The organism is Haemophilus sp. SZY H36 (genome assembly GCF_018829625.1).
GTDB classification, from domain to species: Bacteria; Pseudomonadota; Gammaproteobacteria; order Enterobacterales; family Pasteurellaceae; genus Haemophilus; species Haemophilus haemolyticus_K.
Window position 1 is genome coordinate 37765 of record NZ_JAHKKA010000001.1, and the last position, 16475, is coordinate 54239.

Here is a 16475-nt window from a genome sequence, read left to right on the forward strand (position 1 = left end):
TCGGAGCAGTACAAAAACGCCTTACAAGTAGCAAATTCTGCAAATTTATGGTCTAATACGCAGAATTTTCTAGTCAATAAAAAGGTCAAAAAATGAGCTGGATTAACCGAATTTTTAGTAAAAGTCCGTCTTCTTCTACTCGAAAAGCAAATGTGCCGGAAGGCGTGTGGACAAAATGTACTTCTTGTGAACAAGTACTTTATAGTGAAGAACTCAAACGTAATCTTTATGTTTGCCCAAAATGCGGTCATCATATGCGTATTGACGCACGTGAGCGTTTATTAAAATTATTGGACGAAGGTTCAAGCCAAGAAATTGCGGCAGATTTAGAGCCAAAAGATATTTTAAAATTTAAAGATTTAAAGAAATATAAAGATCGTATCAGTGCGGCGCAAAAAGAAACGGGTGAAAAAGATGCGTTAATTACCATGACTGGTACTCTTTATAATATGCCAATTGTTGTGGCTGCATCGAACTTTGCTTTTATGGGCGGTTCAATGGGGTCTGTTGTGGGTGCAAAATTTGTTAAAGCGGCGGAAAAAGCAATGGAAATGAATTGTCCATTTGTGTGTTTCTCTGCCAGTGGTGGTGCACGTATGCAAGAAGCATTGTTCTCTTTAATGCAAATGGCAAAAACTAGTGCGGTGCTTGCCCAAATGCGTGAAAAAGGTGTGCCGTTTATTTCGGTATTAACGGATCCGACCTTAGGCGGTGTATCAGCAAGTTTTGCGATGTTAGGTGATTTAAATATTGCCGAGCCAAAAGCTTTAATTGGGTTTGCTGGGCCGCGCGTTATTGAACAAACCGTACGTGAAAAACTCCCAGAAGGTTTCCAACGTAGTGAGTTTTTACTTGAGAAAGGGGCAATTGATATGATCGTGAAACGTTCAGAAATGCGTAAAACTTTAGCAAGTGTACTGAGTAAATTAACGAATCAACCTTCTCCTTTTGTAGAACCTGAACTCATTTCAGAAGATGAATAATATGCAACTTAAAGTCACTTCGCCACTCGCTGAGTGGCTTTCTTATTTAGAAAAAAGCCATTTTAAACCCATCGATCTCGGTTTAGATCGTATTAAATCCGTGGCAGAAAAATTGGATTTACTTCATCCCGCCCCTTATGTGATAACGGTGGGGGGGACGAATGGTAAAGGCACGACTTGTCGCTTGTTAGAAACGATTCTGCTTAATCACGGATTACGTGTGGGCGTGTATTCTTCGCCTCATTTACTACGTTATAACGAGCGAGTACGCATTCAAAATCAAGATTTACCGGATGAAGCACATACAGCCTCTTTTGCTTTTATTGATGAAAACAAAATAGAATCGCTGACTTATTTTGAATTTAGCACCCTTTCTGCATTGCATTTATTTAAGCAAGCAAAATTAGATGTAGTGATTTTAGAAGTGGGGTTGGGCGGTCGTTTAGATGCGACCAATATTGTGGATAGCCACCTTGCGGTGATTACTAGCATCGATATTGATCATACCGATTTTCTTGGGGATACCAGAGAGGCCATTGCTTTTGAAAAAGCAGGAATTTTCCGCGAAAATTGTCCTGTCGTGATTGGCGAACCCAATGTGCCACAAACAATGTTAGAGCAGGCTGAAAAATTACATTGCCAAGTTTCTCGACGCGATGTGGATTGGTCATTTGAGCAAAATGCTGAAAATTGGCAATGGAAAAATAAAAAAGTGCGGTTAGAACATTTACCGATTTGTCAGATTCCATTAGCGAATGCCGCAACTGTTCTTGCAGCCGTTCAATACTTGCCTTTTGATATTTCAGAACAGACTTTGCGAAAATCTTTGCAAGAGGTGGAGTTAGTCGGTCGTTTTCAAGCTATAAAAGCAGATAAACGTGAAAAATTAGCGGATTATCTTTGCGTACCAGTTGAAACCTTGCCAACAATTATCGTTGATGTGGGGCATAATCCTCATGCTGCAAAATATTTATCTGAAAAATTGACCGCACTTAAACATAGCATAGAGGGAAAAATTATTGCCGTATGTGGGATGCTCAAAGACAAAGATGCAAATGGGGTATTTGCACATTTAACGCCTATTATTGATGAATGGCATTGTGTAACCTTAGGCGGCTATCGTGGGCAGTCAGGAGCTGAATTAGTAGAGAAATTGAAAAGTCATTTCCCACATGTTCAAGCTACATCAGATAATTCTGTTATGGATGGTGTGCGTACAGCGCTCAAAAGTGCGGTAAAAAATGATGTTGTTTTAGTCTTTGGATCTTTCCACACCGTAGCCGAATTTTGGTCGGTTGTAGAGTAAACATCAATTGACCTTATTTATAGGGGAGGGCAGAGGTTCTGGCTCTCCCAAAAAATAAGGCTCAACACCTAATATCAAATCCAAAACCGCTTTTATACGCGCAAAAACTTCTCTTATTCGGGTCGATAGGTGCAATTCAGGTTGTTTTGCTACAAAACAAATCGCATCAATATCATGTGCTTTGGCAATTAAAAGTGCACGTTCGCAATGAAATTTTTGGCTGACAATCGTAAATGCTTGTACTTGGAAAATTTTATCTGCTCGGATAACGGAATCTAGCGTACGGAAACCAGCAAAATCACGGAACATAGAGGCTTCAGATACGCCCATTTTTCGTAAATCACGAAACATTGCTCTTGGTTCATTATATTGGACCGTACGATTATCGCCACTTAATAAAAGATAATTGACTTTCTGATGATCGATCAACTCTTTTGCGGCAGCTAAACGATATTCGTAATAAGCATTAGGTTTTCCACCAATAATATATTTCGATGTACCCAGCACAAGAGCATATGCGCGCGGGGGCAGTTCATCAATATTCGTGAATACCTTATCACGCACATAAAAACTTACGCCTTTATCGACAAGCAAGCAAAGCATAATCAGTGCAAAGATTGTATAGAGCGATATACGAAAAAGTGCGGTTAATTTTGATGGTAATTTTATTATCATGCCTGTAAACATAATGAAAAATTCCCCGCACTTCAAGGAGAATTTGATGGATTTTATGAATTGCATTGATGTGTGATAATCTAGCCGTTTAGACGGCTAAAATTTCTTGACAACCTAATCGACTTACTGATAGTTTAAGTGCCATTCTCATTATTACAATAGGTTTCCAATGTCTGTGCAAAATGTAGTGCTTTTTGACACACAGCCTTTAACCATGACGCTTGGTGGCAAGCTTTCCCATATCAATGTCGCGTATCAAACTTATGGTACGCTCAATGCCGAAAAAAATAATGCAGTATTAATTTGCCACGCTTTGACTGGCGATGCTGAGCCTTATTTCGATGATGGTCGAGATGGCTGGTGGCAGAATTTTATGGGCAAAGGTTTAGCATTGGATACGGATCGTTATTTTTTTATTAGCTCGAACGTATTAGGTGGTTGCAAGGGAACAACAGGGCCTTCATCAATTAATCCGCAAACGGGTAAACCCTATGGTAGCCAATTTCCTAATATTGTCGTGCAAGATATTGTCAAAGTACAAAAAGCCTTGCTTGATCATCTTGGCATTAGCCATTTAAAAGCCATTATTGGTGGATCTTTTGGCGGTATGCAAGCGAATCAATGGGCGATTGATTATCCTGATTTTATGGATAATATTGTGAATCTTTGCTCATCCATTTATTTTAGTGCTGAAGCCATAGGATTTAACCATGTTATGCGTCAAGCGGTCATTAATGACCCTAATTTTAATGGTGGCGATTACTATGATGGTACACCGCCAGATCAAGGGCTATCTATTGCTCGTATGCTAGGTATGTTGACTTACCGTACTGATTTACAGCTTGCAAAAGCCTTTGGACGGGCTACAAAATCAGATGGCAGTTTTTGGGGCGATTACTTTCAAGTTGAATCCTACCTTTCTTACCAAGGCAAAAAATTTTTAGAACGTTTTGATGCCAATAGTTATTTGCATTTGTTACGTGCGTTGGATATGTATGACCCAAGTATTGGGTATGAAAATGTCAAAGAGGCATTATCACGCATTAAAGCGCGCTATACGTTGGTTTCTGTGACAACGGACCAGCTCTTTAAGCCAGTTGACCTTTATAAAAGTAAACAGCTTTTAGAACAAAGTGGAGTCGATCTACATTTTTACGAATTCCCATCAGATTACGGACACGATGCGTTTTTAGTGGATTATGATCAGTTTGAAAAACGAATTAGAGGTGGTTTGGCTGGTAATTAGATATAAAAAAGTGCGGTGAAATTTCACCGCACTTTTTCTTTTATAATAGGTTCTTTTATAATAGGTTATTCTTCAGAACCGCTTTCTTCCAAAGAATCTTCTTCATCTGCATCACAAACACGTTCTAAACTTACTACGTGTTCATCATCTGCGGTACGAATTAAACGAACACCTTGCGTGTTACGACCTACGATGCTTACCTCGCTTACTCGTGTGCGAACAAGGGTTCCTGCATCAGTGATCAACATAATTTGGTCTGTTTCTTCTACTTGAGTTGCGGCAACGACTTTACCATTGCGTTCACTCACTTTAATTGAAATCACACCTTTTGTATTACGAGATTTGGTTGGGTATTCACTTAATTGTGTGCGTTTTCCGTAGCCGTTTTGCGTTGCGGTTAAAATTGCACCTTCACCTTTTGGCACAACGAGAGAAACTACTTTATCGATATTTAAGTCTAATGATGCTTCAGCGTTGTCATCAGAAATATCTTCAATTTCTACCGCGCTTTCATCGTCAGAAATATCGTTTGTTAAAGCGAGTTTAATACCGCGAACACCTGTTGCTAAACGCCCCATTGCACGCACAGCATTTTCTGCAAAACGTACCACGCGACCTTGTGATGAGAACAACATAATTTCGTTGCTGCCATCGGTAATATCCACGCCGATTAATTCGTCTTCATCACGTAAATTCAATGCGATGATACCGTTTGAACGTGGACGGCTAAATTCGGTTAAGGCGATTTTCTTCACAATACCGCCTGCAGTCGCCATGACCACGAATTTATCTTCTTCATAAGCAGAAACTGGTAAGATTGCGGTAATACGTTCGTTTTCTTGTAACGGAAGAATATTTACAATTGGACGACCGCGTGCGCCACGGCTTGCTTGCGGAAGTTGATATACTTTCAACCAATATAAACGACCGCGGCTAGAGAAGCAGAGGATCGTATCGTGAGTATTTGCTACAAGTAATTTTTCGATGAAATCTTCTTCTTTCATCTTCGTCGCAGATTTACCTTTACCGCCACGACGTTGTGCTTCATAGTCAGTTAGTGGTTGGTATTTCACATAGCCTTCATGAGAAAGCGTCACAACCACATCTTCTTGTGCGATTAAATCTTCTAAATCAATATCGCCAGAAGCTGCGGTAATTTCAGTTAAACGATCATCACCGAATTGTGCTTTCACTTCTTCTAATTCTTCACGAATCACTTCCATTAAACGTTCTGCGCTACTTAAAATATGAAGAAGATCCGCAATTTTAACTAATAATTCTTCATATTCTTTTACAACTTCTTCAAAGGCAATCCCAGTTAAACGATGTAAGCGAAGTTCTAGAATTGCGTTTACTTGCGCTGGTGATAAGTAATATTGTTCGCCTTGAATACCTAGATTTTCTTCTAAATCATCAGGACGAGCAGAAACATCAAGAAGATTAATAATATCGCTATGTAACGTCCAAGAACGTGAGCTGATTGCTGTTGCCGCTTCCTCACGGTTTTTAGAGTTACGAATGATCGCAATCATTTCATCGATATTAGAACGAGCAACCGCTAAACCTTCCAAAATGTGCGTACGTTCACGCGCTTTGCGAAGTTCAAAGATAGAACGACGTGTAACGACTTCACGGCGGTGTAAAACGAAGGATTCAATGATTTCTTTAAGATTAAATAAACGTGGCTGACCGTGATCCAGTGCCACCATATTGATACCAAAGGTCACTTGCATTTGAGTAAGCGAGTAAAGATGGTTTAATACCACTTCACCTACTGCATCACGTTTAATATCAATTTCAATACGGATCCCTTCTTTATTTGAAAGGTCAGTAATATTGCTGATGCCTTCGATTTTTTTCTCGCGAATTAATTCGGCGATTTTCTCGACTAATTTTGCTTTATTTACTTGGTATGGCAATTCAGACACGATAATTTGCTCGCGTCCTTTTTCGTTGGTTTCTACTGTTGCACGAGCACGAACATACACTTTACCGCGACCAGTGCGATAGGCTTCTTCAATCCCTTTACGACCATTAATTAACGCAGCGGTTGGGAAGTCTGGTCCCGGAATATGTTGCATTAATTCATCAATGGTAATTTCATTGTTGTCGATATATGCTAAGCAACCATTTAATACTTCGTTTAAGTTGTGAGGAGGAATGTTAGTTGCCATCCCCACAGCAATACCAGAAGAACCATTTGCTAAAAGTGCTGGAATACGAGTCGGCAATACATCTGGAATCATTAATTCGCCATCATAGTTTGGCGAGAAATTGACGGTTTCTTTATCCAAATCCGTGAGCAATGCTTGCGTAATTTTTTGCATACGCACTTCGGTATAACGCATTGCAGCGGGTGCATCACCATCAATTGAACCGAAGTTACCTTGCCCATCAACCAACATATAGCGAAGTGAGAATGGTTGCGCCATACGAACGATTGTATCGTACACAGCCAAGTCACCATGCGGGTGATATTTACCGATTACATCACCTACAACACGCGCTGATTTTACATATTTTTTATTGGCGGTATTGCCTTCGCGATCCATTGAGAATAGTACGCGGCGGTGAACAGGTTTTAGACCATCTCGAACGTCAGGTAATGCACGCCCAACGATAACCGACATCGCGTAGTCAAGGTAGGAAGATTTGAGTTCTTCTTCAATATTGACAGGGGTGATAGATGATTGGATTGAATCCGTCATTGGTATTCCTTTTTTGATCAAAAATTGTGACGGATTATAGCATAAAGGTATGTTTTTTACATTAGGATTTCGCCTAATGGCGACTTACTTTCTTTTGCTTGTACAAAAGAAAGTAAGCAAAGAAAAGTACCCCCACTTAAATCGCTGATCTTTGCTTTGTTTCAATTTTCTTTACAGCAATTTTCTAAACTCGCAACTACGTTGCTCAAACAGACGAAAATTGCCTAAAAATTGAAAGTCGCAAAGGCGATTTATATGGGGCCCGAGTTTATCGGAGGATCATTTAAAAAGTGCGGTTGGTTTTAGAGAGGTTTTTATAGGTTGTTTTATTTGTTGGTAGAATTAAATGGGTCCCCTTCTTTTCCGCCTTTGTTTCATAGAATTTGTAGGAAATTTTCGTCTGTTTGAGCCGTTTGCGGCGAGTTCAGAAAATTTCCGTTAAGCAAATTGTATGGAACAAAGGAAATAAGGAAAAGCAGGAGCGCTTTTCTTTTGCCTACTTTTCTTTGGCGAAGCAAAGAAAAGTAGGTCGTACTTTCAAGAATTGAAAGTACGAAATAAGCCTAATTTATTTTTGATGTACTTGCTTTGCTTTCTGCAACTTCCCATACGCTCCCAGCAACGCCTGATGTTCCTTAAAGTTTTCCAAATTCTCATCACTTGCTGGAAGATTGTAGAACGGATTGCCACCTTCAGATACAGCTGCCCAAGCTTGTTTAACTGCATCTTTACCATACATTTTCTCAAACACTGAACGATATTGCTCTGGTTCGCGATTTTCATCTAAATGTAATTCAATGATGGAAATTAATGCGCGGTAATAATTCACACGTTCTGTGGTGAATACAGAGCTGTTCATATTCAGCGTCCAATTTGCCCAATCTAATGCTTGTTCTAATTCGCCTAATGCAAGGTGAAGCATTGATTTTAGTTCACCTATGCGTAAGGTTGTCCAGCCGCTATTTTTAGGTGCAACGATACCGATAAATTCACGCACGCGAGTTGCATCGTCAATATCTTGGCCATCTAATTCTTCTAATAACTCTTGATAGGTTTCTGCATCGTGATGCCAATTTGGTAAATCCAGTAAAATTTCGCGCCAATCCATTCCCATATTGTTGTTAGCGTAAATTAAATCGTCTGCAGGATAAATATCAGACATGCCTGGCACAATAATACGGCACGCATAGACATCCAAATGGTTGTAATCCATCACGTAAACTTCTTTTTCATCCGCACGGAAAATTGCCATTAAATTATTGTATTCTTCTTGCGTTGTACCACTGAAATCCCAATCAGCAAATTCATAATCAGGCGTTTCTTTGAATAAATCCCAAGAAATTAAACCGCTCGAATCAATAAAGTGGGTTTCTAAATTAGCGTGTTCAGCCACATCATCGTTATTGAAAGATGGCGGTGAGAAAACATCTAAATCTTTCAAGCTACGACCTTGTAAGAGTTCAGTCACCGTACGTTCTAACGCTACTTGGAAATTTGGATGTGCGCCGAAAGAGGCAAAGCACGTGCCGTTATTCGGATTTAATAATACGACGCAAATAACAGGGTATTTTCTGCCAAGTGAAGCATCAAAAGCATAAATTGGGAAACCTTCTTCCTCTAATTTTGCAATAGAAGCCTGAATAGATGGATAGCGATCCATCACTGATTTTGGAATTTCTGGCAGACTGATCGCTTCAGCGATAATTTTGTTTTTCACATAACGCTCAAATACTTCTGACAAGCCTTGCACACGTGCTTCAAATTTCGTATTGCCCGCAGACATGCCATTTGAGACATAAAGGTTGGCAATAATACTTTGTGGAATGTAAACGGTTTGTTCGTCCGATTGACGAATATAAGGCATCGCTACGATCCCGCGATCATAATTGCCAGATTGTAAATCTACCAATAATTCAGGCGTAAGCTCGGCATTAGGATCAAAATAATCCAATAAATAATCATCTAAAATGCCATTAGGCAGTAAAGCATCATCTTCAATCGGGAACCATTTTTCATTGGGATAATGCACGAACTCGCCGTTTGCAATTTCTTGCCCTAAATAGAAATCAGCAAAAAAATAGTTGGTGGAAAGACGTTCAAAATATTCGCCAAGGGCAGAAGCTAATGCTGCTTTTTTGCTTGCCCCTTTACCATTAGAAAAACACTGCGGGCAGTCTTTATCGCGAATATGAACAGACCATACATTTGGCACAGGATTCAGCCACGATGCCTCTTCAATATTAAAACCAAGGGCGGTCAATTTTTGTTGAAATTTTGCAATGCTATCTTCTAATGCGGCATCTTTGCCAGGGATAAACGTTTGTTCTGTCATTTTTTGTTCCTAAATAAGAAAAAAGTGCGGTGAATAATAGGGGAGTTTTAATAGCGGGGCAAGATTTTTTCGGCAAAAATAAACCCCGAAACACTTCGGGGTTTTTTACCGCACTTTTAACGTATATTTGATTGGCGTTAAAGTAACGTTGGATTGAACCGCACTTTCAATGCAATCGTAATGGTAGCGAAAATTTTTTCATCGTTGAGAGGAAAGTTTTCACGTAAAGTGCGGTGGGAATCAGTTATGTTTATTTGAGCTTGTGATAATTCATTTAATAAAATTGGAAGAGAAAGATTGAGTTGCTCAGCGATTTGTTGAATAGAAAAATGTTCGAAAGTCATCATCAAGCGATCCAAATTGCAATAAGAGGGCATGCGATTATGAGTGATGAGATCGGCAAATTGAGTGTTGATTTTTACCCATTTCTTCTTGCGGCTATAAAAATGCAGTAACAAACCAAATACGGCAAATCCTGCAAAGAAAAGATGAATGTCTAAGGCTTGAGCAAAAGGAAATTCTAGCCACATTGAAATGCCACTTGCAACAACGAAAAGCAAACTTAAGGCTAATCCCCATACTAAGAAAAATTTATAAATTACTTCAAATTTCATTGAATAGTCCTTTTCTACAAAATAACCATAGGAAAATATAGAACACCTAATATTATAGAATTCTTTTATCTTATTTTACTACGTTATATTTGAATTAATATATCGATACTGTAGAATTGGTTGCAATGTCTCGTTTTTAAAAAGTTAAAATGAAAAAATGCTTTATCATTTTAACCGCACTTCGCCCGAACTTTTACATCAACATTTGAATAACTACAATAACTACATTGAAAAATCACTATGACTATTTACGACATCAATTTTGCTGAACTTTATCAACAACACTTAATCGCGTGTAATCATTACAACTTACCTCCGACAAAATGGGATAAAAAAGCCGTGAAAATGGCAGAGAACTTAGTCGGCAAGCCTTCTGCATATAATCAGCAATTATTGCAAGCTATGAATGTGCAATCCGATGAAACTGTGTTGGATATTGGTTGTGGCCCCGGTACCTTTGCTGTGCCTCTCGCACAACAAGGCTCAACGGTATATGCCTTGGATTATAGCAATGGAATGTTAGATTGCTTGGCGCAGTTCAAACAGAAATTTGGTTTACATAATTTGACGATATTTCATAAATCTTGGGCAGATAATTGGGATGATGTGCCGCAAGCTGATGTGGTGTTGGCATCTCGTTCAACGCTGGTGGATGATTTGGATGATATGATCGAAAAAATCTGTGCCAAAGCGAAAAAACGAGTGTTTTTGACTTCTGTCACACAACGTCATTTTTTAGATGAGGGCGTATTTGAGGCGATGGGCCGTGAAGATATTGGTTTTCCCACTTATATTTATTTACTCAATCGGTTGTATCAAAAAGGCATTCAGGCAAATTTGAATTTTATTGAAACCGAATCCGGTTGTTTTCAAGGTGAAAGCTACGAAGATTTATTAGCCTCGGTGGAATTTTCTTTAGGCGAGCTTTCCGAAAAAGAAAAACAGGGTTTAAAAGCCTTTTACGATCGTAAACAAACCAATAACGAACCCATTTCTCACGGACAGAAAAAATGGGCGTTGATTTGGTGGAATGTGGAAAGTGCCTAACTTTTCAGCTTGAATGCATTTACCGGCTCTAAAAATACCGGTATTTTTGACCGCACTTTTTCTGGGGTGAGAGTCAGTGGATAAGTCCGTTTTTGCGCAATGATTAACGTGAGAGGCGAAAAGATTGTTGCGCGTTTATTCTTGGTTGCGATAGAGCATTTTTTAATCACTTCAAAATTGAGCAATGAAAGCCAATCAATCACACGCCAAGCAGGGTAGTGACGCAGTGGATAATCCCCCATTTTTCTTTTGAAAATCAGCGGACTTAATGGATTAAATAAAGCAATAAAAATCCAGCCATCGTCAGCTAGTACACGATGGGATTCGCGCAGAATTTGATGCGGATCTTGCGCAAAATTAAGCGTATTCATTAAAAACACGGCATGGATTTCTTTTTGAATTAACGGCAATTCGGTGAGGCTAGCTTGAACTAAGCTAACTTTAGCATTGCAAAGTGCGGCAAGATTTGGCGTGATTTTGTCGCTCAGAATAATCTGGTGGTGCATAGGCAAATTCGTCGTAACTTCACCGCTTAACCCACCGATTTTCAAAACTTGATGACCTAAAATTTTGGGCATCCAAGGCATTAATGTTTGACGTAAGGCTTGGCAATAATCATCCCCCTTTGGCTGATTTTGCCAACTTTCAGGCTGAATGAAAGGCTTGGTCGCTTTGGCATTCCAGTTTACAATCATTTTATTCCTCCATCACAAATGAAAAGGACGATTATGTTATTTGCTTTGCCTGCGCTGAATGATAACTACATTTGGCTTTATCAACGAGAAAATCTGCCTCTTATTATTGTCGATTTGCCTGAAACGGACAAGCTGTTTGCATGGCTAGATAAGCAAAACGCAACAGTTGAAGCGGTGTTGCTTACTCACGAACATGAGGATCATACACAAGGTGTGTCGGCATTTAAAAAACGTTATCCAACGGTGCCGATTTATGGGCCACAAGAATGTGAGAAAAAAGGTGCAACTCAAATTGTGAACGAAGGGAAAATCCTTACCGCACATTATCAAATTGATGTCATTCCGACGGGGGGACACACTAAACAACACATTAGTTTTTTAGTGGATAATCATTTATTTTGTGGTGATGCGTTATTTTCTGCAGGTTGCGGACGTGTTTTCACAGGTAATTATGCGCAGATGTTTGAAGGTTTGCAGCGTTTGAATAGATTGCCAGACGAGACGATTGTTTGCCCTGCTCATGAATACACCTTGGGGAATTTAGCGTTTGCAGAAACGGTGCTGGTGGAGAAAAGTGCGGTAGAAAAAAGTGCGGTAGAAAAACAACGTATTTTTGTTGAAACACAACGGGCTGAAAATAAACCAAGCTTGCCAACAACCTTAAAACTAGAGCGAGAAATTAATCCGTTTTTACAAGCAAAAACACTTGAAGAATTTACCGCACTTCGCAAAGCAAAAGATATTTTTTAAGCATTTGGCATGATTCTAATAAATTTATGATGTGTGAATTTGCTCAATGCGTCACAATTCATTAGAATAACACACGGTATTTTTTATTATTAATATGTGGGCAGGATGGAAATAAGGTGTGGTGCTTAAAGTATCATATCTATGTTTTTGAAATTTTGCTTTCTACAGATTATTTTTTAATTATTTTATGACACTTCTTGTTCTCGGCATTAATCACAAAACCGCATCTGTTTCAGTGCGTGAAAAAGTCGCGTTTTCAAATGAGAAACGCGAGCTTGCCTTGCAACAAATTTATCGCCAAAACCTTGCTGAAGGTGCCGTGATTCTTTCTACGTGTAATCGCACGGAAGTGTATTTTCATCATCGACAAATTTCGCCACAAGAATGTGAAAAATGGTTGCATAATGCAGCGCAATGGTTTGCTGATATCCATCAACTTTCTTTAGCAGAACTGAATCCGAGTATTTATACCTATCAAAATCAGCAAGCGGCAAATCACTTAATGCGTGTGGCCTGTGGATTAGATTCACTCATTTTAGGTGAGCCACAAATTTTAGGGCAGGTAAAACAAGCATTTCAAATTACAGAAGATTATTATCAAGCTGCTAATTTACCTCTATCAACAGAGCTTTCTCGTTTATTTCAAAAAACATTTTCTACGGCAAAACGGGTCCGAACTGAAACCAATATTGGCGAAAGTGCGGTATCAGTGGCTTATGCTGCTTGTAGTCTTGCTCGTCAGATTTTTGAATCACTCCGAAACCTAAATATTTTACTGGTTGGTGCAGGGGAGACGATTGAACTCGTCAGCCGTCATTTATTGCGTCATGGTGTGAAAAAATTAATGATTGCAAATCGTACTCGAGAAAGAGCCGTGCAATTAGTTGAGAAATTAGCAACTGAGACGCAGATAGATGTATTTGGTTTAGATGAATTGCAATATGCATTGCATCAGGCTGATATTGTGATTAGCTCTACAGGTAGTCCAAATGTGTTGATCACTCAAGACATGGTGAAGCAATCTCAAAAAGTGCGTCATTATGCGCCAATGTTATTAGTAGATATTGCGGTTCCTCGAGATATTGATGAAACGGTGGCAGAACTTGATAGTGTATATCATTATACCGTAGATGATTTGCAAGATATCATTCAACGTAATTTGAATCAGAGAGAACTAGCTTCTGAACAAGCACAAGAAATTATTTCTCAAGAATGTTATGATTTCTTTGAGTGGTTAAAGGTTCATCAATTCTCTAATTTAATTAAATATTATCGCCAAGATGCAGAGCGAATTCGTCAAGAGCTACTTGAAAAAGCGCAATTAAGTTTACAAAATGGTGAGCTCGCCGAAGATATTTTGCAAGAGCTGAGTTATAAACTCATGAATAAATTGATTCACGTACCAACACAGACAATGCAAGCAATGATGAAAAGTAGTAATGCCGAAGGATTACATGCATTTTCTAACGCCTTACATTTGGATCATCCGTTGAATGAAAAATAAGGCAAATATTCAAAGAATAAACCAATATCACTCAGCGATAACTTACCTACGTTCTTTTTAATAATGTAAAAGAACGTAGATTTCCTCCAAGTAACACTTCATTTCAGCTACACATATTGAATATGTTTCGGAAAGCCAATCTCAATGTCCAAAGATCGGTTTGTTACAATAACGTTTTCCCTATCTGCGATAAAAAATCTTGATGTCATGGTTTTTTCACCATTATTTAAGAAAATTTCTACAATAGAACGATCAAAGAACATTTCGATAGTATGAAGTTCGTGTACTTTGCAGTAACGTTGCGATCCAAATTTTATCATTAACTCAGTTTGTGTGGATTGATGACGATCTAAGCAAATTAGGCCATTTTCATAAGATAAGCTTAGCTTTTCCTTAGCTTTATTGGAAAAGAAATCTAATGTAAAGGGGCGATTTTGCGCATCAAATTTCAAATAAGCCCGATCTAAATGTTCAACTTCCATTTTTCCTTTTAATGTGAGGGATAAAAGTGCGGTCATATTTTCATAGATTTTTTTAATTGGGCGCTGGAATAGCTGATTGTTTTTTAACTGAATTTCGCGTGGCATGGTAAGGGCTGAATGCCATTTGAATTGATTTGTTGGATAAGTTAAATCAGGTAAGCCTATCCAGCCTAGTAGAATAGTATTCTCTTTATTTTCTAAACCTGAAAAGGTTTGCGGTGCATAGAAATCAAAGCCTTGATCAAGTTCTGCAATATATTCTGCATCAAAAGTATACTGGTTTAATTGACCGATAGCATAAGTAGCATGATAGTTATTTTGGAACTGATTCGTTTCACGCGCTTTTCCTTGCGGTGACCAAATAAAAATATCTTTATTGCCTAATTTCGTCAAATCAGGGCATTCCCACATAAAAACCTGATGGTTATTAAATTTAGGGACGTCAAGTTCACCCAGTAAACGAGGCGTATCATCTAAATTATCCATTTCAAACAGGAGAGCGGTGCCTGTGAGATTTTGCCGTTGCGCACCACAGATAAAACGAATTTTACCTTCAGGAGTCAAGTAAGGTTTAGGATCCCGTACATGTTCTGTATAACCATTAGGCGCTTTTTCAATCAGCAGACGTTTACTGATAAGCATGCCGTTACAATCAAAAATAGCAAGGTTTTGGTAGGGGATTCGTTGATTATCAGTCAAACGGCGAGTATTTCCCGTATAGAATATTGCTAATTTATTATCGACTTTTAATGCCCCTCCAGAATAACAACCATGAGATTCAAATGGCTCACATGGGATTAAATCATCTGCATGTTGGAAGACTTGAAAGTCATTTGTAATAAAATGTTTCCAGTGCTTCATCCCATGTAATGCATCAAAGGGAAACCATTGATAAAAAAGATGATATTTTTCACCATCAAACACTAAACCATTCGGATCATTTAATAATCCTGTTGGTGGGGCAATGTGATAGGTCGGATAGAAATCTTTATCGCTTTCCACAGTTTGACGTATAGTGTTGAGCTCACCTGGTTCTGCTGCAAGAATACTTTTGTATTTACCGTTGTTAAAAATGATCATTATGGTGTTGTGCCTAAATTGAAATGTGCGAATTCAGTGAAAAAAAGTGTGTGAACCTTTTATTCACACACTCAGCAACTAATTTTCTAAAAATTCAGTTAATTGATTTTTATTTGGTAGGGCGGACATCGCTCCTTTGGCTGTGGTTGCCAATGCGCCACAAGCATTGGCCTGACGAATAATACGAACTAGCACATCACTGTTACGCCAATTTTCATGTTGAGAAAGTCCTGCTAATAACCCTCCCACGAAGGCATCACCTGCACCGGTGGTATCAATTGGTCTTAATGCCTTACCTGTAACGACATCCTTTTTCCCTGCAAGGTGATACAATGCCCCATCTTTACCTAAGGTGACAATAACCAATTTCTCAGGATAAAGTGCGGTGATTTTTTCAAATGCTTTTTCAAGGCTGTCAGTATTGGTTAAAAGCGTTAATTCTTCTTCGGAGAATTTCAATACATCAGCGAGGCCTACCGCATCCATCACAACGCTTTTCATTTCATCTAAGCTTGCCCATAGCGATTCGCGTAAATTGGGATCAAAGGAAAAAAATCCTCCAGCAACTTTAATACGGCGAATTGCTTCAAAAGTTGTTTCACGTGATGGGTTATTAATGAGAGCAATAGAACAACAGTGTAACCATTCTCCAGATTTAAAATGAGGGAGATCATTGGTTTGTAAAAACTGATCCGCACTTGGATTAACCATAAAAGTGAAGCTACGTTCACCATTATCTAATCCCACCACCACCGTTGATGTACGATGTTGAGGATCGAGAATCATATGAGTTGTATCTACGTTTTCCGAATTAAGCGTTTCTTGCATAAATTGACCGAGAGGATCATTCCCCACTCTTCCGATAAATGCACTTTGTCCACCTAAACGCGCAACACCCACCGCCACATTTGCAGGTGCGCCACCCGCACAACGTAAATAGTGATTTTCACCGTCTGGGATTAAATCGACTACAGCATCACCAGTTACCCAAATTTTTTGATTCATTTTACGTTCCTTTATACGACAAAATTGATTAAAAATAACCGCACTTTA

General features: G+C 38.9%; 13 protein-coding genes. 6 read left to right on the forward strand and 7 right to left on the reverse strand.

The window, feature by feature from the left end:
• Positions 1-92 precede the first annotated feature (92 nt).
• On the forward strand, positions 93-983 hold the full coding sequence (accD, locus tag KP713_RS00175; RefSeq protein WP_009499983.1) for an acetyl-CoA carboxylase, carboxyltransferase subunit beta: 891 nt from the start codon (positions 93-95) through the stop codon (positions 981-983).
• Position 984: 1 nt separating this feature from the next.
• Positions 985-2289 (forward strand): bifunctional tetrahydrofolate synthase/dihydrofolate synthase, encoded by a 1305-nt coding sequence (gene folC / locus KP713_RS00180; RefSeq protein WP_215769498.1) that lies wholly within the window; start codon positions 985-987, stop codon positions 2287-2289.
• A gap of 3 nt (positions 2290-2292) precedes the next feature.
• Here folC and KP713_RS00185 read toward each other — a convergent pair whose 3' ends face one another.
• Positions 2293-2976 (reverse strand): SanA/YdcF family protein, encoded by a 684-nt coding sequence (locus KP713_RS00185; RefSeq protein ID WP_215769499.1) that lies wholly within the window; start codon positions 2974-2976, stop codon positions 2293-2295.
• Between the two features lie 157 nt (positions 2977-3133).
• Here KP713_RS00185 and metX point away from each other — a divergent pair, with 157 nt between their 5' ends.
• Positions 3134-4210, forward strand: coding sequence for a homoserine O-acetyltransferase MetX (metX, locus tag KP713_RS00190; RefSeq protein WP_111407939.1), 1077 nt, complete (start codon positions 3134-3136; stop codon positions 4208-4210).
• A gap of 65 nt (positions 4211-4275) precedes the next feature.
• Here metX and gyrA read toward each other — a convergent pair whose 3' ends face one another.
• The 3 genes from gyrA to KP713_RS00205 all read right to left on the reverse strand — a co-directional run bounded on the left by gyrA (position 4276) and on the right by KP713_RS00205 (position 9864).
• A complete protein-coding gene (gene gyrA / locus KP713_RS00195) occupies positions 4276-6918 on the reverse strand; it encodes a DNA topoisomerase (ATP-hydrolyzing) subunit A (protein ID WP_215769500.1) in 2643 nt (880 codons plus the stop codon).
• A 568-nt stretch (positions 6919-7486) separates the two neighbouring features.
• Positions 7487-9250 carry a 30S ribosomal protein S12 methylthiotransferase accessory factor YcaO gene (gene ycaO / locus KP713_RS00200; protein WP_215769501.1) on the reverse strand — a complete coding sequence of 588 codons (1764 nt, stop codon included), beginning with the start codon at positions 9248-9250 and terminating at the stop codon, positions 7487-7489.
• A 137-nt stretch (positions 9251-9387) separates the two neighbouring features.
• Positions 9388-9864: a hypothetical protein gene (locus KP713_RS00205; RefSeq protein WP_215769502.1), complete on the reverse strand. Its 477-nt coding sequence runs from the start codon at positions 9862-9864 to the stop codon at positions 9388-9390.
• A 240-nt stretch (positions 9865-10104) separates the two neighbouring features.
• Between KP713_RS00205 and KP713_RS00210 the strand changes: the two genes are divergently transcribed.
• Entirely contained in the window at positions 10105-10911 is an 807-nt protein-coding gene (locus KP713_RS00210; RefSeq protein ID WP_215769503.1) for a methyltransferase domain-containing protein, read from the forward strand.
• Here KP713_RS00210 and KP713_RS00215 read toward each other — a convergent pair.
• Positions 10908-11606 (reverse strand): class I SAM-dependent methyltransferase, encoded by a 699-nt coding sequence (locus tag KP713_RS00215; RefSeq protein ID WP_215769504.1) that lies wholly within the window; start codon positions 11604-11606, stop codon positions 10908-10910. The two genes, KP713_RS00210 and KP713_RS00215, sit on opposite strands and share 4 nt — an antisense overlap.
• Before the next feature lie 33 nt (positions 11607-11639).
• Between KP713_RS00215 and gloB the strand changes: the two genes are divergently transcribed.
• Both gloB and hemA read left to right on the forward strand, forming a co-directional pair.
• Positions 11640-12356, forward strand: coding sequence for a hydroxyacylglutathione hydrolase (gene gloB, locus KP713_RS00220; RefSeq protein ID WP_215769505.1), 717 nt, complete (start codon positions 11640-11642; stop codon positions 12354-12356).
• A 187-nt stretch (positions 12357-12543) separates the two neighbouring features.
• Positions 12544-13860: a glutamyl-tRNA reductase gene (gene hemA / locus KP713_RS00225; RefSeq protein ID WP_215769506.1), complete on the forward strand. Its 1317-nt coding sequence runs from the start codon at positions 12544-12546 to the stop codon at positions 13858-13860.
• Positions 13861-13967: 107 nt separating this feature from the next.
• Here hemA and KP713_RS00230 read toward each other — a convergent pair whose 3' ends face one another.
• Positions 13968-15422, reverse strand: a complete 1455-nt coding sequence (locus KP713_RS00230) for a glycoside hydrolase family 32 protein (RefSeq protein ID WP_215769507.1) — start codon at positions 15420-15422, stop codon at positions 13968-13970.
• A 78-nt stretch (positions 15423-15500) separates the two neighbouring features.
• Entirely contained in the window at positions 15501-16427 is a 927-nt protein-coding gene (gene cscK / locus KP713_RS00235) for a fructokinase (RefSeq protein ID WP_215769508.1), read from the reverse strand.
• Positions 16428-16475 lie beyond the last annotated feature (48 nt).